The sequence below is a fragment of the Dickeya oryzae genome (assembly GCF_009372235.1).
Classification (GTDB): domain Bacteria; phylum Pseudomonadota; class Gammaproteobacteria; order Enterobacterales; family Enterobacteriaceae; genus Dickeya; species Dickeya oryzae.
The window spans coordinates 29,013-53,801 of sequence record NZ_ML762923.1 but is presented as its reverse complement, the minus strand read 5'-3'; the positions used below and the strand labels follow the sequence as shown (position 1 = coordinate 53,801).

At 52.6% G+C, this 24,789-nt stretch carries 24 protein-coding genes and 1 tRNA gene; 1 reads left to right on the top strand and 24 read right to left on the bottom strand.

What is annotated here, in order from left to right:
- From FAZ14_RS09135 to sdhC, 20 genes are all read right to left on the bottom strand, one after another.
- A tRNA-Lys gene (locus FAZ14_RS09135) sits at nucleotides 1–76 on the bottom strand.
- Nucleotides 77–249: 173 nt separating this feature from the next.
- Complete coding sequence (cpoB, locus tag FAZ14_RS09130; protein WP_016941931.1) at nucleotides 250–1,062, bottom strand: cell division protein CpoB; 813 nt, start codon at nucleotides 1,060–1,062, stop codon at nucleotides 250–252.
- Between the two features lie 9 nt (nucleotides 1,063–1,071).
- Nucleotides 1,072–1,578: a peptidoglycan-associated lipoprotein Pal gene (gene pal, locus FAZ14_RS09125; RefSeq protein ID WP_016941932.1), complete on the bottom strand. Its 507-nt coding sequence runs from the start codon at nucleotides 1,576–1,578 to the stop codon at nucleotides 1,072–1,074.
- Nucleotides 1,579–1,617: 39 nt separating this feature from the next.
- Entirely contained in the window at nucleotides 1,618–2,904 is a 1,287-nt protein-coding gene (tolB, locus tag FAZ14_RS09120; RefSeq protein WP_016941933.1) for a Tol-Pal system beta propeller repeat protein TolB, read from the bottom strand.
- Between the two features lie 130 nt (nucleotides 2,905–3,034).
- Nucleotides 3,035–4,234, bottom strand: a complete 1,200-nt coding sequence (tolA, locus tag FAZ14_RS09115) for a cell envelope integrity protein TolA (RefSeq protein ID WP_016941934.1) — start codon at nucleotides 4,232–4,234, stop codon at nucleotides 3,035–3,037.
- Nucleotides 4,235–4,311: 77 nt separating this feature from the next.
- The gene (gene tolR / locus FAZ14_RS09110; RefSeq protein ID WP_012883918.1) at nucleotides 4,312–4,737 is read right to left on the bottom strand and encodes a colicin uptake protein TolR; all 426 of its coding nucleotides are present in this window, start codon (nucleotides 4,735–4,737) and stop codon (nucleotides 4,312–4,314) included.
- A 12-nt stretch (nucleotides 4,738–4,749) separates the two neighbouring features.
- Nucleotides 4,750–5,436 carry a Tol-Pal system protein TolQ gene (gene tolQ / locus FAZ14_RS09105; protein ID WP_012770580.1) on the bottom strand — a complete coding sequence of 229 codons (687 nt, stop codon included), beginning with the start codon at nucleotides 5,434–5,436 and terminating at the stop codon, nucleotides 4,750–4,752.
- Nucleotides 5,433–5,837: a tol-pal system-associated acyl-CoA thioesterase gene (gene ybgC / locus FAZ14_RS09100; protein WP_012883917.1), complete on the bottom strand. Its 405-nt coding sequence runs from the start codon at nucleotides 5,835–5,837 to the stop codon at nucleotides 5,433–5,435. Before ybgC ends, tolQ begins: the two co-directional genes overlap by 4 nt.
- Nucleotides 5,838–5,971: 134 nt before the next feature.
- Nucleotides 5,972–6,262, bottom strand: coding sequence for a cyd operon protein YbgE (gene ybgE / locus FAZ14_RS09095; RefSeq protein ID WP_016941935.1), 291 nt, complete (start codon nucleotides 6,260–6,262; stop codon nucleotides 5,972–5,974).
- Nucleotides 6,262–6,375, bottom strand: coding sequence for a cytochrome bd-I oxidase subunit CydX (cydX, locus tag FAZ14_RS09090; protein ID WP_012883915.1), 114 nt, complete (start codon nucleotides 6,373–6,375; stop codon nucleotides 6,262–6,264). The genes ybgE and cydX overlap by 1 nt, the downstream gene beginning before the upstream one ends.
- Nucleotides 6,376–6,391: 16 nt before the next feature.
- Nucleotides 6,392–7,531, bottom strand: coding sequence for a cytochrome d ubiquinol oxidase subunit II (gene cydB / locus FAZ14_RS09085; protein ID WP_012883914.1), 1,140 nt, complete (start codon nucleotides 7,529–7,531; stop codon nucleotides 6,392–6,394).
- A 12-nt stretch (nucleotides 7,532–7,543) separates the two neighbouring features.
- Nucleotides 7,544–9,109, bottom strand: coding sequence for a cytochrome ubiquinol oxidase subunit I (cydA, locus tag FAZ14_RS09080; protein ID WP_012883913.1), 1,566 nt, complete (start codon nucleotides 9,107–9,109; stop codon nucleotides 7,544–7,546).
- 825 nt (nucleotides 9,110–9,934) lie between these two features.
- Nucleotides 9,935–10,807 (bottom strand): succinate--CoA ligase subunit alpha, encoded by an 873-nt coding sequence (gene sucD, locus FAZ14_RS09075; protein WP_038925203.1) that lies wholly within the window; start codon nucleotides 10,805–10,807, stop codon nucleotides 9,935–9,937.
- Nucleotides 10,807–11,973: an ADP-forming succinate--CoA ligase subunit beta gene (gene sucC, locus FAZ14_RS09070; RefSeq protein ID WP_012883910.1), complete on the bottom strand. Its 1,167-nt coding sequence runs from the start codon at nucleotides 11,971–11,973 to the stop codon at nucleotides 10,807–10,809. The genes sucD and sucC overlap by 1 nt, the downstream gene beginning before the upstream one ends.
- Before the next feature lie 138 nt (nucleotides 11,974–12,111).
- Nucleotides 12,112–13,332 carry a 2-oxoglutarate dehydrogenase complex dihydrolipoyllysine-residue succinyltransferase gene (gene odhB, locus FAZ14_RS09065; protein ID WP_016941938.1) on the bottom strand — a complete coding sequence of 407 codons (1,221 nt, stop codon included), beginning with the start codon at nucleotides 13,330–13,332 and terminating at the stop codon, nucleotides 12,112–12,114.
- 17 nt (nucleotides 13,333–13,349) lie between these two features.
- Complete coding sequence (gene sucA, locus FAZ14_RS09060; RefSeq protein ID WP_016941939.1) at nucleotides 13,350–16,157, bottom strand: 2-oxoglutarate dehydrogenase E1 component; 2,808 nt, start codon at nucleotides 16,155–16,157, stop codon at nucleotides 13,350–13,352.
- A 239-nt stretch (nucleotides 16,158–16,396) separates the two neighbouring features.
- The gene (locus tag FAZ14_RS09055) at nucleotides 16,397–17,113 is read right to left on the bottom strand and encodes a succinate dehydrogenase iron-sulfur subunit (protein WP_038925202.1); all 717 of its coding nucleotides are present in this window, start codon (nucleotides 17,111–17,113) and stop codon (nucleotides 16,397–16,399) included.
- Between the two features lie 18 nt (nucleotides 17,114–17,131).
- On the bottom strand, nucleotides 17,132–18,898 hold the full coding sequence (gene sdhA / locus FAZ14_RS09050; protein WP_016941941.1) for a succinate dehydrogenase flavoprotein subunit: 1,767 nt from the start codon (nucleotides 18,896–18,898) through the stop codon (nucleotides 17,132–17,134).
- On the bottom strand, nucleotides 18,898–19,245 hold the full coding sequence (sdhD, locus tag FAZ14_RS09045; protein ID WP_012883905.1) for a succinate dehydrogenase membrane anchor subunit: 348 nt from the start codon (nucleotides 19,243–19,245) through the stop codon (nucleotides 18,898–18,900). The genes sdhA and sdhD overlap by 1 nt, the downstream gene beginning before the upstream one ends.
- Nucleotides 19,239–19,628 carry a succinate dehydrogenase cytochrome b556 subunit gene (sdhC, locus tag FAZ14_RS09040; RefSeq protein ID WP_020477041.1) on the bottom strand — a complete coding sequence of 130 codons (390 nt, stop codon included), beginning with the start codon at nucleotides 19,626–19,628 and terminating at the stop codon, nucleotides 19,239–19,241. Before sdhC ends, sdhD begins: the two co-directional genes overlap by 7 nt.
- Before the next feature lie 677 nt (nucleotides 19,629–20,305).
- Between sdhC and FAZ14_RS09035 the strand changes: the two genes are divergently transcribed.
- Complete coding sequence (locus FAZ14_RS09035; RefSeq protein WP_016941943.1) at nucleotides 20,306–21,592, top strand: citrate synthase; 1,287 nt, start codon at nucleotides 20,306–20,308, stop codon at nucleotides 21,590–21,592.
- A 73-nt stretch (nucleotides 21,593–21,665) separates the two neighbouring features.
- Here the strand turns inward: FAZ14_RS09035 and pxpA are convergent, their stop codons facing one another.
- From pxpA to FAZ14_RS09015, 4 genes are all read right to left on the bottom strand, one after another.
- Nucleotides 21,666–22,403: a 5-oxoprolinase subunit PxpA gene (gene pxpA, locus FAZ14_RS09030; protein ID WP_016941944.1), complete on the bottom strand. Its 738-nt coding sequence runs from the start codon at nucleotides 22,401–22,403 to the stop codon at nucleotides 21,666–21,668.
- Nucleotides 22,393–23,322: a 5-oxoprolinase subunit PxpC gene (gene pxpC, locus FAZ14_RS09025; protein WP_153508415.1), complete on the bottom strand. Its 930-nt coding sequence runs from the start codon at nucleotides 23,320–23,322 to the stop codon at nucleotides 22,393–22,395. Before pxpC ends, pxpA begins: the two co-directional genes overlap by 11 nt.
- Nucleotides 23,316–23,975 (bottom strand): 5-oxoprolinase subunit PxpB, encoded by a 660-nt coding sequence (gene pxpB / locus FAZ14_RS09020; protein WP_016941946.1) that lies wholly within the window; start codon nucleotides 23,973–23,975, stop codon nucleotides 23,316–23,318. The genes pxpC and pxpB overlap by 7 nt, the downstream gene beginning before the upstream one ends.
- Nucleotides 23,976–24,037: 62 nt before the next feature.
- Nucleotides 24,038–24,781, bottom strand: coding sequence for a type 2 GTP cyclohydrolase I (locus FAZ14_RS09015; protein ID WP_153508414.1), 744 nt, complete (start codon nucleotides 24,779–24,781; stop codon nucleotides 24,038–24,040).
- Between the last annotated feature and the right edge of the window lie 8 nt (nucleotides 24,782–24,789).

Genomic DNA, 24,789 nt, shown 5'->3' with positions numbered 1-24,789 from the left:
TGGTGGGTCGTGCAGGATTCGAACCTGCGACCAATTGATTAAAAGTCAACTGCTCTACCGACTGAGCTAACGACCCAAACATTCTGCTGCTTTTAGCGATTCAGCATCGCCTTGGCAACGGCGGCATATATTACTAATATAATTTTTCTGTGCAACACATTTTCAGAAAAAAAAGCTCAACTGCTTATCCCTTGAACTCCCCAGCGCAAAAACCACGCATATCGCGCAGTTTTTGTGCCAGAAAGGGAATCACAAACTATCCAAACGCTTCTGAGCTTGTTTTGCACCATCAGTATTGGGGTAGTTTTTTATCACCTGTTGGTAGACTGCCTTGGCTTTATCAGTCTGACCTTTTTCCTGCATGATGAGGCCAACTTTGAACATGGCTTCCGGTGCTTTCGGTGATTTAGGGTAGTTTTTGACAACATTAGCGAAGTAATACGCCGAGTCGTCTTTTTTACCCTTGTTGTAGAACAACTGTCCTAACCAGTAATTCGCATTCGGCTGGTAGGTTGAATCAGGATATCGCTTCACGAAATTCTGAAACGCAGCAATCGCCTGATCATACTGTTTCTTTTCCAGCACCAATGAGGCAGCGGCATTGTAATCGGTATTTGCATCACCCGTCATAGCAGGTGCTGCGGAACTCGTACCGGTATTACTTGCGGCTCCCGCATCGCTGGCTGCCGCTGGTGCAGAGGCCGCAGCATTAGCTGCCGATGAGGCACCAGAAGAGGCTTGACCACCACTCTGAGAACCCAGGCTGTCAATTTGCTGATAGATCTGCTTTTGACGCTCGACGACCTGATTCAGCTGATATTGATTTTCCTGAATTTGGCCGCGCAAGCCATCGATATCGCGCTGAGTGTCGGCGAGTTGTTGCTGAAGTTGGGTTAATAACTGACTATGAGCGTTGGAGATACGCTCCAGCTGAGTGACTCGATCTTCTACCGAGCCTGAGCCGACATTACTGATTGGCGCCTGGGCAGTAGCGACCCAAGGGGCCGCTACGCCAACCAGTAACGACAGACTCAACATGTGATGTCTGAAGTTACTGCTCATGCGATTCTCTTAGTATACCAGAACGGCACGACGGTTCTTGGACCATGCAGCTTCGTCATGACCCAGAACAGCAGGTTTCTCTTTACCGTAAGAAACCACGGAGATCTGATCGGCAGACACGCCTTTACCCTGCAGATACATCTGCACAGCGTTAGCACGACGCTCGCCCAGAGCGATGTTGTATTCCGGCGTACCACGTTCGTCCGCATGACCTTCGATAGTCACTTTGTAAGACGGGTTGCTACGCAGGAAAGCAGCGTGGGCATCCAGCATCTGAGCGAAGTCAGGACGAATGTCATATTTGTCCAGATCGAAGTAAACGATATTGTTGCGCTGCAGTTCCTGCATCTGCAGACGAGCCTGCTCAGCAGAAGACATGTTACCGCCATTTTCCATACCCGCGCCGCCGTTCAGGGAGGACTGGTCATTGTTAGCGTGTTTGTTGGAGCTACATGCGGCAACAGCCAGCACCGGCAGAGCCAACATCAGGCCTTTCAGCACTTTATTGAATTGCATTTCTATGTCCTTTAAATAGGTTATTGTACATATTTTTGATTACATATACGGCGACCAGGTAGGGAATCTCACCTGACCATCGGTTGCCGGAAGACGCGCTTTAAAACGCCCGTCGGTCGAAACCAGTTGCAACACAGAACCCAGGCCCTGTTTGGAGCTGTAGATTACCATGGTGCCATTGGGCGCGATACTCGGCGTTTCATCCAGGAACGTGTCCGTTAACACTTGAACGCCACCCGTTACCAGATCCTGTTTGGCGATATGCTGAGCGCCACCATTGGAGCTGACCATCACCAGGAATTTACCATCGCTGCTGATTTCAGCATCCTGGTTTTGAGATCCTTCCCAGGTCAGACGCTGAGGAGCACCGCCGTTGATACCGATTTTATAAATCTGGGGACGACCGGCCTGGTCAGAAGTATAGGCCAGCGTTTGGCTATCAGGGAACCAGGTCGGTTCAGTATTATTACTGCGACCATCAGTTACCTGAGAAATCTGGCCAGAACCCAGATTCATCACATACAAATTCAGGCTACCACTTTTGGACAGCGCAAAAGCAAGTTTAGACCCATCCGGTGAGAATGACGGCGCACCATTGTGACGAGGGAAAGACGCAATTTGTCTGATATCGCCATTGGCCAGTGTCTGTACCACCAGCGCAGAACGGCCACTCTCGAATGTCACATAGGCCAGTTTGCTGCCATCCGGCGACCAGGCTGGTGACATCAACGGTTCTGGAGAGCGGTGAACCACGAACTGGTTGTAACCGTCGTAATCCGCTACACGCAATTCATACGGATACTGGCCGCCATTGGTTTGCACCACATAAGCGATACGAGTACGGAAAGCACCCTTGATACCTGTCAGCTTCTCGAAGACTTCATCACTGGCGGTATGCGCGGCATAACGCAGCCACTGCTTGGTCACTTTGAACTGGTTCTGCGCCAGCACGCTGCCTGCACTGCCGGAGGTATCTACCAGTTGATAGGAAACCAGATAGCCATCCGCTGTCGGCTGAACCTGCCCGACGACTACCGCGTCAATACCCAGAGCGGTCCAGGCGGACGGCGTCACTTCAGCCGCAGTACCAGGCTGTTGTGGCATACGGCTGGGGTCGATAGGATTGAATTTACCGCTGTTACGCAAATCTGCAGCAACAATACTGCCGATCTCTTCAGGAACTGCGCCGCCCGTCGATTTAAACGGAACCACGCCGATCGGCCGCGCGGAGTCGACCCCCTGAGTAATTTCAATACGGACTTCTGCATGCAACACAGCCGTCCACAGCATCAGAAAACTCAATGCAATTTTTAATGCCTGCTTCATCTCATCTCCCTTATCCCGGCTCCAGAGCCTACGATAACCTGGCAGCGTTTAACAAACCCATATCAACAAACACGATGTACACGGTGACCAGTGAAGTCATAGTCGTAAACTCCGCCAACTGGCAACCGGATCACTGCGGTTTAAAGTCTATCGGTGCGTTCTTGAAAGCCTCATATACATCAGAGGTGGGTGGCTTCGGTATCCGAGCCTGCTTGGCCGCAGCAATTGCCGCCTGGCACAATGCCGGATCGCCGCCCTCACTCTTCACATCGATTAGCAGGCCATCAGGCGCCAGTCGGATGCGTAACGTACAGGTGCGTCCTTTGTAGGACTCCCAGTCATAAAACTTGCTCTGAATCGCGGTGCGAACCTGGCTGCCGTAACTATCCAGCGCAGCGCCTGATGCCCCGCTCTTCTTATTATTCCCTGCCCCGGCAGGTGCATTACTACCGGCTGCATTACCACCACCTTTTGGCGCATTCTTCGATGAAGCCAGACCACCCAGCAGGTCGTCAACCTCACCCGCCTGTTTGGCAGCCGCAGCGGCAGCTTTTTTCTTGTCGTCTGCCGCTTTCTTGGCAGCAGCAGCGGCCTCAGCTTTCTTAGCCGCTTCAGCCGCAGCTTTTTCCTTAGCTGCCTCTGCCGCCTTAGCTTTGGCATCGTCTTCCGCTTTCTGCTTAGCCTCAGCGGCCGCTTTAGCTTTAGCGTCTTCTTCAGCTTTCTTCTTGGCTTCAGCTGCAGCAGCCGCTGCCTTAGCTTTTGCTTCTTCTTCCGCTTTTTTCTTCGCGTCAGCAGCAGCCTGTTTTTTGGCTTCGTCTTCCGCCTGCTTCTTCGCTGCGGCGGCAGCCTTAGCCTGCTGTTCGGCTTCTGCTTTAGCCTTCGCGGCCGCTGCTTCGGCTTGTTTTTGCTGTTCCTTCGCTTTCTGGGCGGCTTCCTCCGCCTGTTTTTGCTGTTGCGCCTGTTCCTGCGCTTGTTGTTTCGCTTCTTCTTGTGCCTGCAGGCGTTCTTTTTCCAGTTCTTTTAGCCGCTGTTGTTCGGCAGCCTGTTTCGCCTGCAACTCTTCAGCCTGCTGATCTGCCTGTTTTTTGCGCAGCTGCTCAGCACGACGGGCGTCACTCTGCTGTTGTTGCTGACGATTGTATTGATCGACCACCGCACTGGGGTCAACCATCACCGCGTCAATGGATGAACCGCCGCCACCACCGCTGGCGTCATCCATCTTCTGGTTCAGTGAACTCAGAATCAGCAACGCAATCAGAATAACGTGCAAAACGACCGAGATTATGACGGCTCGCTTTAGCTTATCGTTTCGTTCGTTTGCCTTTAACACAAAGGATTCCCAAAAACAGTTTTGCCAGACAAATGATGTCTATCCTTCTCAGAAGTCATCATTCACGGACTCGCCGGTCAAATCGGTTGCGTCATCAACCCGACAGATTTGACACCGGCCTGATGCAACAAATTCAGCGCCTTGATGATCTCATCATAAGGAACATCTTTGGCACCCCCGATCAGAAAGACCGTTTTCGGGTTTGCGGTCAGGCGAGACTGGGCTTCAGCCACCACCTGCTCCGCAGGCAATTGATTCATACGGTTATGATCAACGACCAGACTGTATTGCCCTACACCGGATACCTCGACAATCACCGGCGGATTATCGTTGCTGGATACGGTCTTGGATTCGGTTGCATCCGGCAGATCCACTTCCACGCTCTGAGTGATGATTGGCGCAGTTGCCATGAAGATCAACAACAGCACCAACAACACGTCCAGCAAAGGAACAATATTAATCTCGGATTTCAGCGACCGGCGGCCGCTACGCGCACGAGCCATATCACCTCCTGATTAACGGTTGCCTTCGCTGGAGAAAGCCTGACGGTGCAGGATAGCAATAAACTCTTCCATGAAGTTGTCGTAATTCTGTTCCAGTTTATTCACACGCTGGTTCAGGCGGTTATATGCCATAACAGCCGGGATTGCAGCGAACAGACCGATAGCGGTAGCAATCAGTGCTTCGGCGATACCTGGTGCCACCATCTGTAATGTCGCCTGCTTCACCGCACCCAGAGCGATGAACGCATGCATAATCCCCCACACGGTACCGAACAAACCGATATACGGACTGATAGACCCGACAGTGCCGAGGAAAGGAATATGGGTTTCCAGTGTTTCCAGCTCACGGTTCAAGGAAATGCGCATGGCACGGGACGCACCTTCCACCACCGCTTCCGGTGCATGGCTATTGGCCCGATGTAAGCGCGCAAACTCCTTAAAGCCCGCATAAAAAATTTGCTCAGTGCCTGTCAGATTCTCACGACGAGTCTGACTTTCCTGATAAAGGCGAGACAGCTCGATACCCGACCAGAACTTGTCTTCAAACGCTTCGGCGTCACGCGTCGCAGCATTCAGAATACGGGTACGCTGAATGATAATCGCCCAAGAGGCAATGGAAAAACCGATTAAAATTAACATGATAAGTTTAACCAGAAGGCTAGCCTTCAGGAACAAATCAAGAATATTCATGTCAGTCACTGCTTAAACTCCGCGACAATAGACTTAGGAAGCGCAACCGGCTTCATTTGAAATGGATCGATACATGCGACTAAAACCTCGGCATGGCTCAGCAGGGTGCCATACGAGTCAAGAATGCGCTGTGCGAATGTCAGGGAAGCGCCGCGTATCGTAACGATCTCGCTTTGCACTTCCAGTAAATCGTCAAGACGCGCCGGGGCAAGATACTCAATCGTCATTTTACGTACAGCAAAGGCAATATGTTCATTCATGAGTACGCGCTGATGAAAATCGTGCGCGCGCAACATTTCAGTTCTGGCTCGTTCATAGAAGGCCACATAACGCGCGTGATAAACCACACCACCTGCATCTGTATCTTCATAGTAGACACGCACTGGCCAGCGGAACACTTTATTACTCACTCTACATCCCGGTAATGCGATAAACCCCGCTACTATACGCAAGAGGGATAAAGTTGGGAATGGGTTCTATGTACAGGAAGGTAAATAATTATGGGTTGCGGACAACCCATAACCAAAAGGAATGAAAAGCTATCCTACAGGAAGTAGTAATACAATCCTGCGGCCAGGATCACAAAGGCTGGAAGGGGGGAAAAGAAGGTTCGCCAGCGCATTCTCTGCGGACGAAACCCTACACCATGCACGACACCCGTACACACCGCCCAAATCAGCACGATTCCCTGCCAGACTGCCAGTGAGCTGGTGCGAGCGGCAAAACGCGCAGGCTCCCAGAAAACACATCCAGCCAGTAATAACGCCATGATCAGGGAAAGGGCCCGTAACGGGCCCTTATCCATACAGCGGTAAAGACGATCAATAACCATCATTACAGTTTATCTTTATTCGTCTTGGTTGCTTCGCTCTGTTCCAGTGCCAGAGCAGTAATCACGCCCAGCGAACAAGCAAGAAGCGTTCCCAATATCCAGGCAAAATACCACATAAATCAGGCTCCTTACTTAGTACAACGAATGAGAATTCTGCTCGATATGCTCTTTAGTGATGCGTCCGAACATCTTGTAGTAACACCAAATGGTGTAAGACAGCACGATCGGGACGAAGATAATCGCCACCACAGTCATCACTCGAAGCGTCAGCAAGCTGGAGGTTGCATCCCACATGGTCAGACTGACATTAGGTACGGTCACTGACGGCATGATGAACGGGAACATGGCAATACCAGCAGTCAGGATCACGCAGGCGATACTCAGGGAGGAGAACAAAAATGCCATCGCTCCCTTGCCTGCCCGCGCCATGAGCGCAGTCACCAGCGGCAACACCACACCGAGCAGCGGAATAGCCCACAGCACAGGGTGACTATTGTAGTTGACCAACCAGGCACCAGCCTGACGCGCTACTTCTTTATGCAGCGGGTTAGACTCGCCAGCCGTATTAATGACCGACGTTAGTACATAACCATCAATGCCATAAACAACCCATACACCCGCCAGAGCAAACGTCACCGTCAGCGCCAACGAAGCGAACTGAGCGACTTTTTTGGCACGGAACAGCAGGTCGCCGGAAGTACGCATCACCAGGTAAGTCGCCCCCTGTGCCACAATCATGCTCAGGCTGACAATACCTGCCAATAACCCGAACGGATTGAGCAACTGGAAGAAGTTACCGGTGTAGTACAAGCGCAGATACTCATCCACATGGAACGGAACACCCTGTAGCAGGTTACCGAATGCGACACCGATAACCACCGGCGGAACGAAACTACCGATGAAAATGCCCCAGTCCCACATATTGCGCCAGCGCGGATCTTCGATTTTCGAACGGTAGTCAAAGCCAACCGGACGGAAATACAACGATGCCAGAACCAGAATCATCGCGATGTAGAAACCGGAAAACGCAGCGGCATACACCATCGGCCAGGCAGCGAACAGCGCACCACCAGCCGTGATCAACCAAACCTGGTTACCGTCCCAGTGCGGCGCGATACTGTTAATCATCACGCGGCGCTCTACATCATTACGCCCCATGAGGCGTACCAGCACACCGACGCCCATATCGAAACCATCGGTGACGGCAAAACCGATCAGCAGCACACCAATCAGCAGCCACCAGACAAAACGCAAGACTTCATAATCAAACATAGTGGACTCCTGTTACCGTACTTCCTGAGCCGCGATCGGCTGTTCGAAGTGATAAGCACCTGTTTTCAGACTGCTTGGACCCAGACGCGCATACTTGAACATCAGGTATGTTTCAGCCACCAGGAACAGCGTATACAGACCGCAAATCAGTCCCATGGAGAACAGGATGTCTCCCGCAGTTAGCGAGGAGTTAGCGACAGCTGTCGGCAACACTTCACCAATCGCCCACGGCTGGCGACCGTATTCCGCAACAAACCAACCCGCTTCAACGGCAATCCACGGCAACGGGATGCCATACAGCGCGATGCGATGCAGCCAGCGCTTCTGACCAATCTTGTTGCGCAGCACCGTCCAGAAAGACAGGCCGATAATCAACAGCATCAGCACGCCACACGCCACCATAATGCGGAAGGAGAAGTACAGCGGGGCTACACGCGGAATAGAATCTTTAACCGCCTGCTTAATCTGTGCGTCGCTGGCATCCGCCACATTCGGGGTATACCGTTTCAACAACAGACCATAACCAAGATCCTGTTTGTTTTTCAGGAACTCAGTGCGTACAGCCGGGTCGGTGTTACCGGAGCGCAGTTGCTGCAACAGATGGTAAGCCTTCATACCGTTGCGGATACGAACTTCATGCTGCTCCATCAGTTCTTTCAGACCCGTCACCGTCTTGTCGGTAGAACGGGTAGCGATCAGACCCAGCATGTAAGGGATCTGAATGGCATACTTGTTCTCCATCGTTTCCTGATTCGGAACACCGAACAAGGTAAACGCAGCAGGTGCAGGTTGGGTTTCCCATTCTGCTTCGATAGCCGCCAGCTTGGTTTTCTGTACGTCACCCATCTCGTAACCAGACTCGTCGCCCAGCACGATAACAGACAGTACGGCCGCCATACCAAAGCTTGCTGCAATCGCAAAAGAACGTTTGGCAAAAGCCACATCACGTCCTTTCAACAGGTAGTAGGAACTGATACCCAAAATGAACATGGCACCGGTACAATACCCTGCCGCGACGGTGTGAACGAATTTCACCTGTGCAACCGGGTTCAATACCAGATCAGCAAAGCTCACCATCTCCATGCGCATGGTTTCGAAGTTGAAATCCGAAGCAACCGGGTTCTGCATCCAGCCGTTGGCCACCAGAATCCACAATGCAGACAAGTTGGACCCCAACGCCACCAGCCAGGTTACCGCCATGTGCTGCACTTTGCCCAGTCGATCCCAGCCAAAGAAGAACAGCCCGACAAAGGTAGACTCCAGGAAGAACGCCATCAATCCTTCGATTGCCAGAGGTGCACCGAAGATATCGCCGACATAGTGAGAGTAATACGACCAGTTAGTACCGAACTGGAATTCCATGGTCAGACCGGTAGACACACCAAGGGCAAAGTTAATCGCAAACAACTTGCCCCAGAACTTGGTCATATCTTTGTAGATTTGTTTGCCAGACAAGACATACACGGTTTCCATGATCGCCAGCAAAAACGCCATCCCCAGCGTTAAAGGCACGAACAGGAAATGATACATCGCGGTCAAGGCAAACTGTAAACGTGACAGTTCGACTACATCAAACATCTTAACTCCTTGCTCCTCGCAGGAGGGTCTTTAGCTCGCTGTACAGACAAGCCACTAAATACCCGGCAGTTAGTAACCTAAAGAACACAACAATTGCTTTAGCACAGGCCTCAATATGCGCCACCACGTCATCACGACGCATTTGAAAAGTAAGCCGAAGAAAAAATTACAGAATTACGAATACTATACTCAGATATGAGTATAGTTATATTACGCCTCTACAACCTTACAATAAATAGGTTTTTACGTGATGCGGATTGAGTTTTTTGATTTTACGCCAATCGCCACGTTCCGGGCCCTCAAGGGCATAATTGACCCACCGCAATTTAATCTTATTTCCGAACGGATATCCAGTTTAGATTTTTGATCTAAAACAACTATCGTCCCAGATGTTAATAAACATCGCCTTTTATTTTACACATCATTAAATGTTAATTTGATGTAATCATCTGGTTTCTGAAGCGTGCCGTTAATAATGTATTTTTTGTTTTAAATAAAAATAGCATTGGTTGATCTAAAATATGGAAAATTTTAATTTATACACCATGTGTTATTTTATTGTTGCCGGATTGATTAAATATATTTCCATGAAGCTACATTTTTGCGACAAGGTTCAAATATAAAAAAGGCCACCTGAGGTGGCCAAACATGTCGAACCTGGAAGGTCATGACACACTATCCCCGTCATACTTCAAGTTGCAGGTGTGTTGGCTGCGTTCATTCACCCGAATCACTTACCTGAGTAAGCTCATCGGGATTCACTCTCTTGCCGCCTTCCTGCAACTCGAATTATTTTGGGTATATATTCAGTGCAGTGCATTCCGCTTAACGTGACAGCACTGCTTTTACCGCATCACCAATGTCAGCCAGGCTGCGTACTGTCTTCACACCCGCCGCTTCAAGTGCAGCAAATTTGTCATCTGCTGTACCTTTACCGCCAGCGATAATCGCCCCAGCATGGCCCATACGCTTGCCTTTCGGCGCGGTGACGCCAGCAATGTATCCCACCACGGGTTTGGTGACGTGTTCTTTAATGTAGGCAGCCGCTTCTTCTTCAGCAGTACCGCCAATCTCACCGATCATCACGATAGCTTCGGTCTGCGGATCCTGTTCGAACAGCTTGAGAATATCGATAAAGTTGGAGCCAGGAATCGGGTCGCCACCGATACCCACGCAAGTCGACTGACCCAGACCAGCATCTGTAGTCTGTTTTACGGCTTCATAAGTCAGCGTACCGGAGCGAGATACAATACCGACTTTACCCGGCAAATGGATGTGGCCTGGCATGATACCAATCTTACAAGCACCCGGGGTGATCACACCTGGGCAGTTCGGGCCGATCATACGCACACCACTTTGCTCCAGCTTCACTTTCACCGTCAGCATATCCAGCGTCGGGATACCTTCGGTGATACAGATGATCAGTTGGATACCCGCATCAATAGCTTCCAGAATGGAGTCTTTACAGAATGGAGCCGGTACATAGATAACAGACGCCGTCGCACCCGTGGCATCTACCGCTTCGCGTACCGTATTAAATACGGGCAGCCCCAGATGTTCTGTACCGCCTTTACCTGGCGTTACACCACCTACCATCTGCGTACCGTAGGCAATCGCCTGCTCAGAATGGAATGAACCCTGACTGCCGGTAAAACCCTGACAGATGACTTTGGTGTTTTTATCGATCAGAATGGACATTATTTACCCTCCACTGCTGCAACCACTTGCTGAGCCGCATCCGTCAGGCTGGTCGCAGCAATGATGTTCAAACCACTATCCGCCAGTTTCTGCGCACCCAATTCAGCATTGTTGCCTTCCAGACGCACAACGACCGGAACGTTCACGCCCACTTCCGCTACCGCGCCGATAATACCGTCGGCAATCAGGTCACAACGAACGATACCACCGAAAATATTGACCAGTACCGCTTTCACCTTGTCATCAGACAGGATGATTTTGAATGCTTCGGTTACACGTTCTTTGGTCGCGCCACCACCCACATCGAGGAAGTTAGCCGGTGAACCGCCGTGCAGCTTCACGATGTCCATGGTTCCCATCGCCAGACCAGCGCCATTCACCATACAACCAATGTTGCCATCCAATGCGACATAGTTCAGTTCCCACTGAGCAGCATGTGCTTCACGGGCATCTTCCTGGGAGTGGTCACGCATTTCGCGCAGCTCCGGCTGGCGGAACAGGGCATTGCCGTCAGCACCCAGCTTGCCGTCCAGACACACCAGGTCACCTTGTTTAGTGATAACCAGCGGGTTGATTTCGACCAGCGCCAGGTCACGTTCCAGGAACAGTGTCGCCAACCCCATGAAGATTTTGGTGAACTGTGCCACCTGCTTACCGCTTAACCCCAGCTTGAACGCCAGTTCGCGGCCCTGATACGGTTGAGGCCCGGTCAAGGGATCCAGAGCGACTTTATGAATCAGATGTGGCGTTTCTTCAGCCACTTTTTCAATTTCAACACCACCTTCGGTGGAAGCCATGAATACCACACGGCGAGTACCACGATCGACTACGGCACCCAGATAAAGCTCTTTATCAATATCCGTCGCACCTTCCACCAGAATCTGATGAACGGGCTGACCGTTAGCGTCCGTTTGGTAGGTAACCAGACGTTTGCCCAACCAGTTTTCAGCAAAGGCGCGAATCTCTTCTTTGCTGTTCACCAGTTTCACGCCGCCAGCCTTACCACGGCCGCCAGCATGTACCTGACACTTAACAACCCACGGGCCAGCACCAATCTTGGATGCGGCTTCTTCCGCTTCACGCGGTGTTGTGCAGGCGTAACCGGTGGGTGCCGGTAAACCATACCGAGCAAAGAGCTGTTTTGCCTGATACTCATGTAAGTTCATGATGTTCTATCCATTTAAGTTTGAAGATAAGTCCAGAGACTCTCTGTCGTGGATAACGCCGCCGCACAGATGCAACGGCCTGCATAGCACATAATAAAGGCGGCAGGACGCAGGCCAGCCGCCTTTTACTACAAGGGGTTAGACATCCAGCAACAAGCGAGCCGGGTCTTCCAGCATTTCTTTAACAGTAACCAGGAAACCCACTGATTCGCGGCCATCGATCAGGCGATGATCGTAGGACAACGCCAGATACATCATCGGCAGGATGACCACCTGGCCATTCACCGCCATTGGGCGATCTTTGATAGCATGCATCCCCAGAATCGCGCTCTGCGGCGGGTTGATAATCGGGGTCGACATCAGAGAACCGAACACGCCACCGTTGGTAATAGTGAAGTTACCACCCGTCAGCTCTTCGACGGTCAATTTACCGTCGCGGCCTTTCACCGCCAGTTCTTTGATTTTCTTTTCGATCTCAGCCATACCCAGCAAGTCGACATCTTTCAGCACCGGCGTTACCAGACCACGTGGGGTAGATACCGCAATGCTGACGTCGAAATAGTTATGGTAGACCACATCTTCGCCATCAATAGACGCGTTCACTTCCGGATAGCGCTTCAGTGCTTCCACGACAGCTTTAATGTAGAAGGACATGAAACCCAAACGCACGCCATGACGTTTTTCAAACGCTTCGCCATACTGCTTACGCAGATCCATAATCGGTTGCATGTTGACTTCGTTGAACGTGGTCAACATGGCGGTACTGTTTTTCGCTTCCAGCAGACGCTCAGCCACGCGCTTGCGCAGACGGGTCATCGGAACACGTTTCTCGCTGCGGCTTCCCAGCGCGGCAGCAGGCTGTGCGGCGACCGGTGCTGCAGCAGCTTTGCTGGCTGACTTCTGACCAGTCAGGTGTTTTTCCACATCTTCGCGAGTGATACGCCCACCGACGCCACTGCCTTTAATAGCGGAGGCGTCCAAATCATGCTCGGCAATCAGACGACGAATCGCCGGGCTCAGCGCATCGTTATTTTCATCTTCCAACCCGGCGGTGTGACGCTGTGCCGGAGTAGACTCTTTGCTCTGTGCTTTTTCGCTGGTTTCTTTGCCGGAATTATCTCCCGGACGCAAACGCCCCAGAATCTGACGAGATGTCACGGTAGCGCCTTCAGCTTCCAGCACCACTTCCAGTACACCCGCTTCGATCGCCGGTACTTCCAGCACGACTTTGTCGGTTTCAATTTCAACCAGCACTTCATCACGCTGGACGCTATCGCCCGGTTTCTTGTGCCAGGTAGCGACAGTCGCGTCAGCTACAGATTCCGGCAGGTCAGGGACAAGAATATCTACGCTACTCATTATCTATCCTTATTCATTTAATTAACGTTCAGCGCGTCATTAACCAGAGCTTGTTGTTGTTTCTGGTGTACGGACATATAGCCAACGGCGGGTGAAGCAGAGGCCGGGCGACCGGCATACCGCAACGAGGCACCAAAAGGAATCACCTCACGGAAGTGGTGCTGGCTGCAATACCATGCGCCCTGGTTCAGAGGCTCTTCCTGGCACCAGACAAAATCATGTACGTGAGCGAACGGCTCCAGCGCGGCCTGCACCGACTGATGCGGGAACGGATACAACTGTTCGATACGCACTATCGCCACATCGTTCTGTTCATTCTTGCGACGCTGTTCCAGTAAATCATAGTAGACCTTGCCAGAACACAGCACGACGCGCTTCACTGCTTTTGGATCCAGGCTGTCAATTTCCCCTATTGCAGGCTGGAATTGCCCATTAGCCAGTTCATCCAACGTAGACGTCGCCAGCGGGTGACGCAGCAACGATTTCGGCGACATCACAATCAGTGGGCGGCGCATACCACGCAACGCCTGACGACGCAGCATGTGGTAGACCTGAGCGGGTGTGGAGGGAACACAAACCTGCATGTTTTGCTCAGCGCACAATTGCAAGTAGCGCTCCAGACGTGCGGAGGAGTGTTCTGGCCCCTGACCTTCATAACCATGCGGCAGCAGCATGACCAGACCGCACATACGGCCCCATTTCTGTTCGCCGGAACTGATGAACTGGTCAATCACCACTTGAGCGCCGTTGGCGAAATCACCAAACTGCGCTTCCCAGATAGTCAGCGTACGTGGCTCAGCCGTAGCATAACCGTACTCGAATGCCAGCACGGCTTCTTCAGACAGCACCGAATCCCAGACATTGAACACGCCTTGAGCGTTATGCACATAGGCCAGCGGTGTATAGGTAGAACCACCTTTCTGGTTGTGTACCACCGCGTGGCGATGGAAGAAGGTACCGCGACCGGCATCTTCGCCAGACAAACGTACCGGAATGCCTTCGTCTACCAGTGTGGCATAGGCCAGGGTTTCCGCACCGCCCCAGTCAAACAGTTTTTCGCCTGCCGCCATTTCAGCGCGGTCGTTATAAATCTTGGCGACACGCGGCTGCATTTCCAGCGCTTCCGGCACTGTGCTGATACGGCGAGCCAGTTCCTGCAAACGCTTGGTTTCAACTTTATGCGGATACGGCTCGTCCCAATCATGGTTGAGATAAGACATCCAGGTGAAAGAGTGCATGTCCATCGGACGCCACTCGTCTACCACACATTCACCGGCATCCAGTGCATCGCGGTAAAGATTGACCATCTCGGTAGCGTCGGCGAGCGTTGTGAGCTGCTGCTGTTCCAGACGGTCAGCGTAGATTTTACGTGGCGTTGGGTGCTTCTTGATTTTCTGGTACATCACCGGCTGGGTAGCGCTCGGCTCATCGGCTTCGTTATGGCCGTGGCGGCGGTAGCACACCAGATCGATGAAGACATCACGCTGGAAGGTATTACGGAAATCCAGCGCCAGACGGGTAACAAACGCGACGGCTTCCGGATCGTCAGCATTAACGTGGAAGATAGGCGCCTGCACCATCTTGCCGATATCGGTACAGTATTCGGTAGAACGGGCATCGAGAGGGTTGGAGGTGGTAAAACCGATCTGATTGTTGATAACAATACGAATGGTGCCGCCAACTTCGTAACCACGTGCTTTGGACATGTTCAGGGTTTCTTGCACTACCCCCTGCCCTGCGATCGCGGCATCACCGTGAATAGTAATCGGCAACACCAGTGAACTACTGGGGTTATCCAGACGATCGATACGGGCACGTACCGACCCTATGACTACCGGGCTGACAATTTCCAGATGCGATGGGTTAAACGCCAACGCCAGGTGAACCTTACCGCCCTCAGTTTCCATATCGGAGGAGAAGCCCTGATGGTACTTCACATCCCCTGTGCCGAGATGATCTTTGTGCTTACCGGAGAATTCGTCAAACAGATCCTGGGGTTTTTTCCCCATCACATTCACCAGCACGTTGAGACGGCCACGGTGGGCCATTCCCATTACCACTTCACGCGTACCATTTTTGCCCGCGTGACGGATTATTTCCTTCAGCATCGGAATCAGCGCATCGCCACCTTCCAGCGAGAAGCGCTTGGCACCAGGGAACTTGGCGCCCAGGTAGCGTTCCAGCCCTTCAGCCGCAGTCAGTTCTTTCAGGAAGCGCTTTCTTTCTTCAACGCTAAAGCTGGGCTGTCCCACCACTGACTCGATACGCTGCTGAATCCAGCGTTTTTCATCCGTGTTGGTAATGTGCATGTATTCCGCACCGATCGAACCGCAGTAAGTCTGCTTAAGTGCGCTATACAATTCGCCAAGCGGCATGGTTTCTTTACCAATGGCGAATGAGCCAACGTTAAAGCTCTCTTTCAGATCGTCATCGGTCAGGTTGTGGTATGCCAGATCCAGATCGGCTACGCGCTCTTGTTTCCACAATCCCAATGGATCAAGGTTGGCATGTTGATGCCCACGGAAACGGAAAGCGTTAATCAGCTGTAATACTTTGACTTGCTTAGCATCACTGTCAGGATCAGTAATGGAAGAAGTATAACGCGAGGCATCTTTCGCCAGACGGCGAAAATAGTCGCGAGTTTTGGAGTGAAGTTGATCCGGTTTAACCCCAGTGGTAGGAAGTTGTTGAAAAATCGAACGCCAGCTGTGATCGATAGAATCTGGGTCGGTTAAAAAATCTTCATAGAGCTGCTCTATGTAGGACTGGTTCGCGCCCGCCAGATAGGAGGAATCCAGCCAGGCCTTCATTGCGCCGTTCTGCATTGTGATCCCTTAAGCTAATTAGCTTCAGTTTTCGCCGTGGTTAACATGTTCTATGTTGCCGTTATAAAACGGGTTGCCGTAAAACGGTTCACTTGTTGTGCTTAGTTACGCACAATGCGGATAGTCTTATCCTGAAGGAACCTTTAAAAAACGGTTTAAGCGCACAAGCCGGCTTTTAAAGGTTTCCTGCTGTTCCCCCGCCTCGCGACGGGGGAAACAGTGTGCTACAGAGCCAGAACTCAGGCGCTACGCTGCAGCAACATCGACTTGATGTGGCCGATAGCGCGCGTCGGGTTCAGTCCTTTCGGACAAACGCTGACGCAATTCATGATGCTGTGACAGCGGAATACGCTGAAAGCATCGTTGAGATCATCCAGGCGAGCCTTGGTTTCCGTATCGCGGCTGTCAATCAGGAAACGGTAGGCTGCCAGTAGACCTGCAGGCCCGACAAACTTATCCGGGTTCCACCAGAAAGACGGGCAGGATGTCGAACAGCATGCGCACATGATGCACTCGTACAGCCCATCCAGTTTTTCCCGCTGCTCTGGTGACTGCAGATGCTCACGAGAAGGTGGATTCTTCCCATTATTCAACAGGTAAGGCTTAATTTTCTCATATTGAGCATAGAACTGCCCCATGTCTACCACCAAATCACGTACGACTGGCAGTCCAGGCAGGGGACGAATCACAATTTTGTTGTTGCCATTGCGTAGGGAGGACACTGGCGTGATGCAGGCCAACCCATTCTTGCCATTCATGTTCAGACCGTCGGAACCACACACCCCTTCACGACAGGAGCGACGGAATGCCAGTGTCGGGTCCTGCTCTTTGAGGCGGATCAGCGCATCGAGCAGCATCATGTCACGGCCTTCTTCCGCTTCCAGCGTATAGTCCTGCATGCGCGGAGCGCTATCGACATCCGGGTTATAACGATAAATGGAAAATTCAACTTTCATCGCTTTCTCTCCGCAAAATTAATAGGTACGCACTTTCGGCGGGAACGCCGGACGCAGTTTAGGCTGCATGTTTACCTCACGGCGCGTCATGCTTTCGGTTTGCGGTTGATACAGCGAATGGCACAACCAATTCTCGTCATCACGATCAGGATAGTCGAATCGGCTGTGAGCTCCACGGCTTTCGGTACGGAAATTTGCCGATACCGCAGTGGCATAAGCCGTTTCCATCAGGTTATCCAGTTCCAGACATTCAATACGCTGAGTATTGAACTCGCTGGATGTATCATCCAGACGGGCGTTTTTGAGCCGTTCGCGGATCACTTTCAGCTCTTCCAGCCCCTTCGCCATGGCATCGCCTTCACGGAATACCGAGAAATTGTTCTGCATGCAGGACTGCAACGCTTTGCGAATTTCCACCGGGTCTTCACCAGAGCGGGTGTTATTCCAGCGGTTAAGTCTGTCCAGCGACGCGTCGATATCAGAATCGCTGGCATCACGCGTCACGCCCTGTTCAGCTAGCGATTCCTGCAAGTGCATACCCGCAGAACGGCCGAATACCACCAGGTCGAGCAACGAGTTACCGCCCAGACGATTAGCGCCATGTACCGATACACACGCGATTTCACCTACAGCGAACAGACCCGGGATCACCACATCCTCACCCTTCTCATTCACCGTCAGTGCCTGACCGGTCACTTTGGTCGGGATCCCCCCCATCATGTAGTGGCAGGTCGGGATAACCGGAATCGGCTCTTTCACCGGGTCAACATGTGCAAACGTGCGGGACAGTTCCAGAATGCCCGGCAGACGGGATTCCAGTACCTCTTTACCCAAGTGATCCAGTTTGAGCTTGGCATGCGGCCCCCACGGACCATCACAACCACGGCCTTCGCGAATTTCAATCATGATAGAACGGGCTACCACGTCACGTCCGGCCAGGTCTTTAGCGTTCGGTGCATAACGCTCCATGAAGCGCTCACCGTGTTTATTCAGCAGGTAACCACCTTCGCCACGGCAACCTTCGGTCACCAGTACGCCCGCACCCGCGATACCGGTCGGGTGGAACTGCCACATTTCCATGTCCTGCACAGGGACACCAGCGCGCAGCGCCATGCCGACCCCGTCGCCGGTATTAATGTGGGCATTGGTCGTAGATTGATAAATACGACCGGCACCGCCAGTTGCCAGCACGGTAGCACGCGCTTTGAAATAAACGACTTCGCCGGTTTCAATGCAGATAGCCGTACATCCAACCACCGCGCCATCCTGGTTTTTCACCAGATCCAACGCATACCACTCGGAAAACACCGTGGTGTGGTTTTTCAGGTTCTGTTGGTACAACGTATGCAACAATGCGTGACCGGTACGGTCTGCCGCCGCTGCAGTACGGGCAGCCTGCTCGCCGCCAAAATTTTTAGACTGACCGCCGAACGGGCGCTGGTAAATGCGTCCGTCATCAAGACGGGAAAACGGCAGCCCCATGTGTTCCAGTTCCAGAATCGCTTCCGGACCGGTTTTACACATATATTCGATAGCGTCCTGATCACCGATATAGTCGGAACCTTTTACGGTGTCATACATGTGCCATTCCCAGTTATCTTCATGGGTATTACCCAATGCTACCGTAATGCCCCCTTGGGCAGATACAGTATGAGAACGGGTCGGGAACACTTTTGACAACAGGGCACAGGACAGGCCCATTTGGGAAATCTGCAGCGCAGCGCGCATACCTGCGCCACCTGCGCCGACAACAACGGCATCAAACTCTCTGACTGGCAAATTCATCACGCACCCCACACCACAACAGTTCCATAAATGACGTACACCAACAACGCGACGACGATAGCCAGCTGCAACGTCAGCCGGATAGCCAGCGGTTTGATATAGTCAGTCAACACCTGCCACATCCCGATCCAGGCATGAACCAGAATGGCGAACAGCGTCAGCAGGGTGAACACCTTAGTGAGATGCATGGCGAAGAAACCACGCCAGACTTCATACGTGAGGTTACCGGCGCTGGCTACAAAACCAACGATATACAGGACATACAGCACGATGACGATGGCAGAAGCGCGAAGTAATAACCAATCGTGTACGCCATTACGCCCCAATGCGGAGGCATTGCTTACCATACGAGGACTCCAGCCAAAAATGAAAGCACGACAGTAATGATGAAAGAGGTTTTTGCAGTACGTGATCCCGCCTCGAAGTTCTCTTCGATATAGCCGAAATCCATCAACAGATGACGCAGACCACCTACTATATGATAGGCCAGTGCGGTCAAAATGCCCCAGACAACGAATTTCACGATGAAGCTGCCCATGATGGCCGCCGCCTGCGCAAACCCTTCTGGCGAAGAGAGAGACAGGCCCAACAGCCACAATAGAATACCTACAGCAACAAACGTTATAACGCCGGAGACACGGTGAAGAATAGATGCTATCGCGGTAACGGGGAACCGGATCGTTTGCAGATCCAGATTGACAGGTCTTTGTTTTTTCACGAGTTTGCCCACACAGCTTTTATTATTTTCTTCCTCCGGACCTGTTGTGGGGTCAGACAGTGTGGGCGGTGAGATGATGTTTATCTCTGTCAATGTACGGCTGGATACGATCCTTTATTTTCATCCGCACAAACCGATCACACTGGGTGCTCCTACTGCAGGGTATTCCGGAGACCTGGCGGCAGTATAGGCACTTCACATTCTTATTACAATTACCCTACAAACTGTTTGGGCACATTTGCCCTGAACAGTGATTGAGATCACGAATTTCACAATTTATATAAAATTAATTATCTGATTTGACAAATATTAAACATTTAAATTACAACTAGAACCCAAGAAACCTGTTGTCCTGTTAAAGCTCATTGGTAGCTCTTTCCCATTCACCAAAGTTATGTAACAGTGGGAAACAAAGTCCCCGGAAAAATTATAAGTACTGGCTACAATTAGAGCAGGACAGGGCTAAAACCCGAGCTGGGAGATGACGAGTTCATCCTGACTGTGACCGCCTGACAATACGCCTGACGATAATTGTCAACTCTGTACCCGATTTGGTTGCCGACGACAGTCTGGTCTCCAACTACAGGGCGACGTCTGGTCTGTTTACTTTGTCCAGCGTGCGGGCATGACGGTATTTCTGCAGTGACGAATTTTTAAAATTAAAGATTAAAGCGCTAAGGAGACTGTAAATGGCTGATAAAAAAGCAACGCTTACAATAGACGGCAATGAAGCGATTGAGCTGAATGTCCTGTCTGGTACGCTTGGCAACGATGAAATCGATATTCGTAGCCTAGGTTCTAAAGGTTATTTCACATTTGACCCCGGTTTCACTTCCACCGCATCCTGCGAATCCAAAATCACTTACATTGACGGCGATGTGGGCGTACTGCTGCACCGCGGCTATCCGATTGCGCAACTGGCGGAAAAGTCCAACTATCTGGAAGTCTGTTATATCCTGTTGTTTGGCGAAGCGCCGACACAAGAACAATATGACACGTTCAAGACCACCGTAACCCGCCACACCATGATTCACGAGCAGATCACGCGTCTGTTCCACGGTTTTCGTCGCGACTCCCACCCCATGGCGGTGTTGTGCGGCGTAACGGGCGCGCTGGCCGCGTTCTACCATGACTCGTTAGATATCGGAAACGAACGTCACCGTGAAATCGCCGCTTATCGCCTGCTGTCGAAAATGCCGACCGTCGCGGCCATGTGTTATAAATACTCCATCGGCCAGCCGTTTGTGTACCCACGTAACGACCTGTCCTATGCGGGTAACTTCCTGCACATGATGTTCTCAACGCCGTGTGAAGAGTACGTCGTCAATCCGGTGCTGGAACGTGCAATGGACCGCATCCTGATTCTGCATGCTGACCATGAACAGAATGCGTCCACCTCTACCGTGCGTACTGCTGGTTCCTCCGGCGCTAACCCGTTCGCGTGTATCGCCGCTGGTATTGCTTCACTCTGGGGGCCGGCACATGGCGGCGCCAACGAAGCCTGTCTGCGTATGCTGGAAGAAATCAGTTCTGTGGAGCACATTCCGGCCTTTATCAAACGCGCCAAGGACAAGAACGATTCGTTCCGTCTGATGGGCTTTGGTCATCGCGTGTACAAGAACTACGACCCACGCGCTACCGTAATGCGTCAGACCTGTCATGAAGTGCTGAAAGAACTGGGGACAAAAGACGACCTGCTGGAAGTGGCGATGGAGCTGGAAAACATCGCGCTGAATGACCCGTACTTCATTGAGCGTAAACTCTACCCGAACGTGGACTTCTACTCAGGCATCATTCTGAAAGCCATGGGGATTCCGTCTACCATGTTCACGGTGATTTTCGCGATGGCTCGTACTGTCGGCTGGATTGCTCACTGGAGCGAAATGCACGGCGAAGGGCTGAAGATCGCGCGTCCGCGTCAGCTGTATACCGGTCACACCGAACGCGACTTCGAGCCGTCAGTCACCAAACGCTAAGCGTCGTCACGGTTAGTGCAACAAGGTCGGGTATTACCCGACCTTGTTATTTTCAGCGTATGCCCGCATTCCGCTAACGGGCCGTAACCTGTATGCCGTACTGCGTGAAACTCTCCCTAAGCCGACGGGCAAACACCAACGCATGTGCGTTGTCGCCATGCAAGCAAACCGTTTCTGCCTGTACTGAGACCCAGCTACCATCCTGAGCCCGAACCCGCTGACGCTGCACCATCTCCAGCGTCTGAGCCAACGCCAGTTCGTTGCTACTGATCACGGCAGAAGGCTGATCACGCGGCACCAACGAACCATCGGCCTGATAGCTGCGATCAGCAAAAACCTCCTGACGGCACTTCAAGCCGGCGCGTTGACCGGCATGAATCAATTCACTCCCCGCCAGCCCAACCAGACACAACGACGAGTCGACCGCTGCTACTGCACGGGCAATCGCCTCTGCCAGCGCCGGATCGCGCGCGGCCTGATTGTAGAGCATGCCATGCGGCTTCACATGAAACAGGCGCGCCCCTTCTGCCTTAACGATCGCCGCCAGGGCACCAATCTGATACAGCACCTGTGCGTATACCGTTTCCGGCGGTACGTTCATGGCCGTCCGGCCAAAGTTTTCGCGATCAAAAAAGCTCGGGTGAGCCCCGATAGCCACGCCATACTGAATAGCCCAGCGTACCGACTGGCGCATCAAACTGGCATCGCCAGCATGAAAACCACAAGCGATGTTGGCGGAGGAAACCAGTTGTAGCAACGCCTCGTCATGTTGACCGCCTTCTCCCAAATCGGCATTCAAATCAATGACCATGTAACCTCCAGGCAATCTGTTCCAGGTAGCGAGACTGCTCCTGCCATGCTCGTTGAGCCTCATCCAGCGAACAACGAATAAAATGCACCGGCTCCCCCAGACGCAACTGCGCCATGTTGTAAAGATCAGCGTCAATCACACAACCGATACGCGGATAACCGCCGGTAGTCTGCGCATCAGCCATCAGTACGATGGGCTTGCCGTTATGCGGTACCTGAATCACTCCCGGCAACAGGCCGTGCGACAGCATTTCTCGCTGTTTTTCACGAACTAACTCCGGCCCCAACAGACGGTACCCCATACGGTTACTGTGTGGACTTAGGTGCCAACCAGTGCGCCAGAAATTATCGCGCGCCTCTTCGCTAAACTCCTGATATTCCGGCCCTGGCAACACACGTACCCGGTTACTGAACAGCAGTTGCTTCACCCCTACTGAACGTTCGGGTAAACGTGCCGGTTTTCCTAACGGGAGCACATCGCCTTCCGCCAGCAGTCGCCCTTCCAGCCCACCAATCCCGGCTTTCAGGTCAGTACTGCGGGAGCCTAGTATCTCTGGTACGGCAATCCCTCCGGATACCGCCAGATAGCTGCGCATACCGTTACGCGGCGAACGCAGGCGTAGCGTCTGGCCTTTTTGTACCGCAAAACGCCAGCCGGTCCACAACGTTTTACCGTCCAATAAGGCGTGGCAATCGGCACCAGTCAACGCTATCCAGCATGGTGCGGTAAACGTCACCACCAGTTGCCCCAACGTAATCTCCAGTGCTGCCGCATTCGCTTCATTCCCCACCAACAGATTGGCGAGTTTCAACGCTGGACTATCCAGCGCGCCACACTGGCTGATCCCCAATTGGCGCCAGCCGGGGCGACCGAGATCCTGCACAGTGGTTTGCAACCCTGCGCGAATAATCTTCAGCATATTCCCTCCCGCTGGGGTATAAAACGCACCCGGTCACCCGGCCTTAGCAACACCGGTGGCGTTTGCGTCGGCTGGAATAACGCCAGCGATGTCTGGCCAATCAGTTGCCAGCCGCCCGGCGTACTGAGCGGGTAGATACCGGTTTGATTGCCGCCAATCCCGACCGAACCGGCGGGCACCTGCACGCGTGGTTCGGCACGACGAGGGGTAAACAGTGCCTCATCCAACCCGCCCAGATAAGGGAAACCGGGCTGGAAACCCAGAAAATAGACCACATAACGCCCGGCTGCGTGACGTTCTACCACCTGCTTCGGCGTCATACCGCAGTGCTCAGCCACTGTTGTCAGGTCCGGGCCGTAATCACCGCCATACGTCACCGGAATATCAACGTCACGGGCCTGCTCTTGCGCGAAGGATGCACTCTCTTCCCACCACCGTTGCAGCCGCTCGATGGCATCCAGCGCCTGTTTACGGGGATGTTTGAGCACCACCGTCAGGTTATTCATGCCAGGAATGACTTCACTGACCTCGTCATGCCCGGTCAAACGCTCTGCCAGCCCCCAGATCCGCTGCTGGCTTTCCAGTCGTAACGGCGGTTCCAGCTCCAGCACCACCGCTCTCTCACCCAGTAAATAACAGCGTGCACGTTGCATTCCACCTCCCGACTGATGTATCTGCACTATCTCGCGACGGCCTCATCCAAACCGGGTCGGCTCTACGCCGGGTTTGGGATATCGATAAATGTCACGTCAAAACCGTGTTGTGCCGTAAGCCACTCACCTAATGCACGAATACCGGCACGCTCAGTGGCATGATGCCCGGCAGCGTAGAAATGTAGCCCCATTTCACGAGCGGTATGAATCGTTTTTTCCGACACCTCACCGGTGATGAACGCATCAACACCGAAGTCCGCCGTCTGATCGATAAAACCTTGCCCGCCCCCCGTACACCAGGCAATACGCCGGATCTGTGCTGGTGCGTTGTCACCACAGTGCAGCACCGCTCGCTCCAGCACCCCTTCCAGTTTGTGGCGCAACGCGTCACCGCTACACGGTTGAGCGAGTTCGCCATACGGCAACAGCGGCTCAATGTCGCCCAGAACCTGAATATCCAGCATCGCCGCCAGTTGGGCGTTATTACCGATTTGCGGGTGAGCATCTAACGGCAGGTGGTAACCATATAAATTAAGATCATTCGCCAGCAAGGTTTTCAGACGCTGACGTTTCATGCCGCGTACCACCGCCGGTTCGTTACGCCAGAAGTAGCCATGATGGACCAGCACCGCATCGGCTTGCTGCGCGACTGCCGCATCCAGCAAAGCCTGACACGCCGTCACACCGGTCACGATACGCTGCACGTCACCGCGCCCTTCTACCTGTAATCCATTAGGGCCGTAATCCTGAAACGCAGCCACATTCAGAAAACCGTTAATCAGGCTTTCCAGTTCTGTATTACGCATAGCTCTTG

What these genes read in the sequence shown, in the direction of transcription:
- cpoB (WP_016941931.1), bottom strand. Translation starts at nt 1,062, where the DNA reads ATGAGCAGTAACTTCAGACATCACATGTTGAGTCTGTCGTTACTGGTT.
- pal (WP_016941932.1), bottom strand. Translation starts at nt 1,578, where the DNA reads ATGCAATTCAATAAAGTGCTGAAAGGCCTGATGTTGGCTCTGCCGGTG.
- tolB (WP_016941933.1), bottom strand. Translation starts at nt 2,904, where the DNA reads ATGAAGCAGGCATTAAAAATTGCATTGAGTTTTCTGATGCTGTGGACG.
- tolR (WP_012883918.1), bottom strand. Translation starts at nt 4,737, where the DNA reads ATGGCTCGTGCGCGTAGCGGCCGCCGGTCGCTGAAATCCGAGATTAAT.
- ybgE (WP_016941935.1), bottom strand. Translation starts at nt 6,262, where the DNA reads ATGATGGTTATTGATCGTCTTTACCGCTGTATGGATAAGGGCCCGTTA.
- cydX (WP_012883915.1), bottom strand. Translation starts at nt 6,375, where the DNA reads ATGTGGTATTTTGCCTGGATATTGGGAACGCTTCTTGCTTGTTCGCTG.
- cydB (WP_012883914.1), bottom strand. Translation starts at nt 7,531, where the DNA reads ATGTTTGATTATGAAGTCTTGCGTTTTGTCTGGTGGCTGCTGATTGGT.
- cydA (WP_012883913.1), bottom strand. Translation starts at nt 9,109, where the DNA reads ATGTTTGATGTAGTCGAACTGTCACGTTTACAGTTTGCCTTGACCGCG.
- sucD (WP_038925203.1), bottom strand. Translation starts at nt 10,807, where the DNA reads ATGTCCATTCTGATCGATAAAAACACCAAAGTCATCTGTCAGGGTTTT.
- sucC (WP_012883910.1), bottom strand. Translation starts at nt 11,973, where the DNA reads ATGAACTTACATGAGTATCAGGCAAAACAGCTCTTTGCTCGGTATGGT.
- odhB (WP_016941938.1), bottom strand. Translation starts at nt 13,332, where the DNA reads ATGAGTAGCGTAGATATTCTTGTCCCTGACCTGCCGGAATCTGTAGCT.
- sucA (WP_016941939.1), bottom strand. Translation starts at nt 16,157, where the DNA reads ATGCAGAACGGCGCAATGAAGGCCTGGCTGGATTCCTCCTATCTGGCG.
- FAZ14_RS09055 (WP_038925202.1), bottom strand. Translation starts at nt 17,113, where the DNA reads ATGAAAGTTGAATTTTCCATTTATCGTTATAACCCGGATGTCGATAGC.
- sdhA (WP_016941941.1), bottom strand. Translation starts at nt 18,898, where the DNA reads ATGAATTTGCCAGTCAGAGAGTTTGATGCCGTTGTTGTCGGCGCAGGT.
- sdhD (WP_012883905.1), bottom strand. Translation starts at nt 19,245, where the DNA reads ATGGTAAGCAATGCCTCCGCATTGGGGCGTAATGGCGTACACGATTGG.
- FAZ14_RS09035 (WP_016941943.1), top strand. Translation starts at nt 20,306, where the DNA reads ATGGCTGATAAAAAAGCAACGCTTACAATAGACGGCAATGAAGCGATT.
- pxpA (WP_016941944.1), bottom strand. Translation starts at nt 22,403, where the DNA reads ATGGTCATTGATTTGAATGCCGATTTGGGAGAAGGCGGTCAACATGAC.
- pxpC (WP_153508415.1), bottom strand. Translation starts at nt 23,322, where the DNA reads ATGCTGAAGATTATTCGCGCAGGGTTGCAAACCACTGTGCAGGATCTC.
- pxpB (WP_016941946.1), bottom strand. Translation starts at nt 23,975, where the DNA reads ATGCAACGTGCACGCTGTTATTTACTGGGTGAGAGAGCGGTGGTGCTG.
- FAZ14_RS09015 (WP_153508414.1), bottom strand. Translation starts at nt 24,781, where the DNA reads ATGCGTAATACAGAACTGGAAAGCCTGATTAACGGTTTTCTGAATGTG.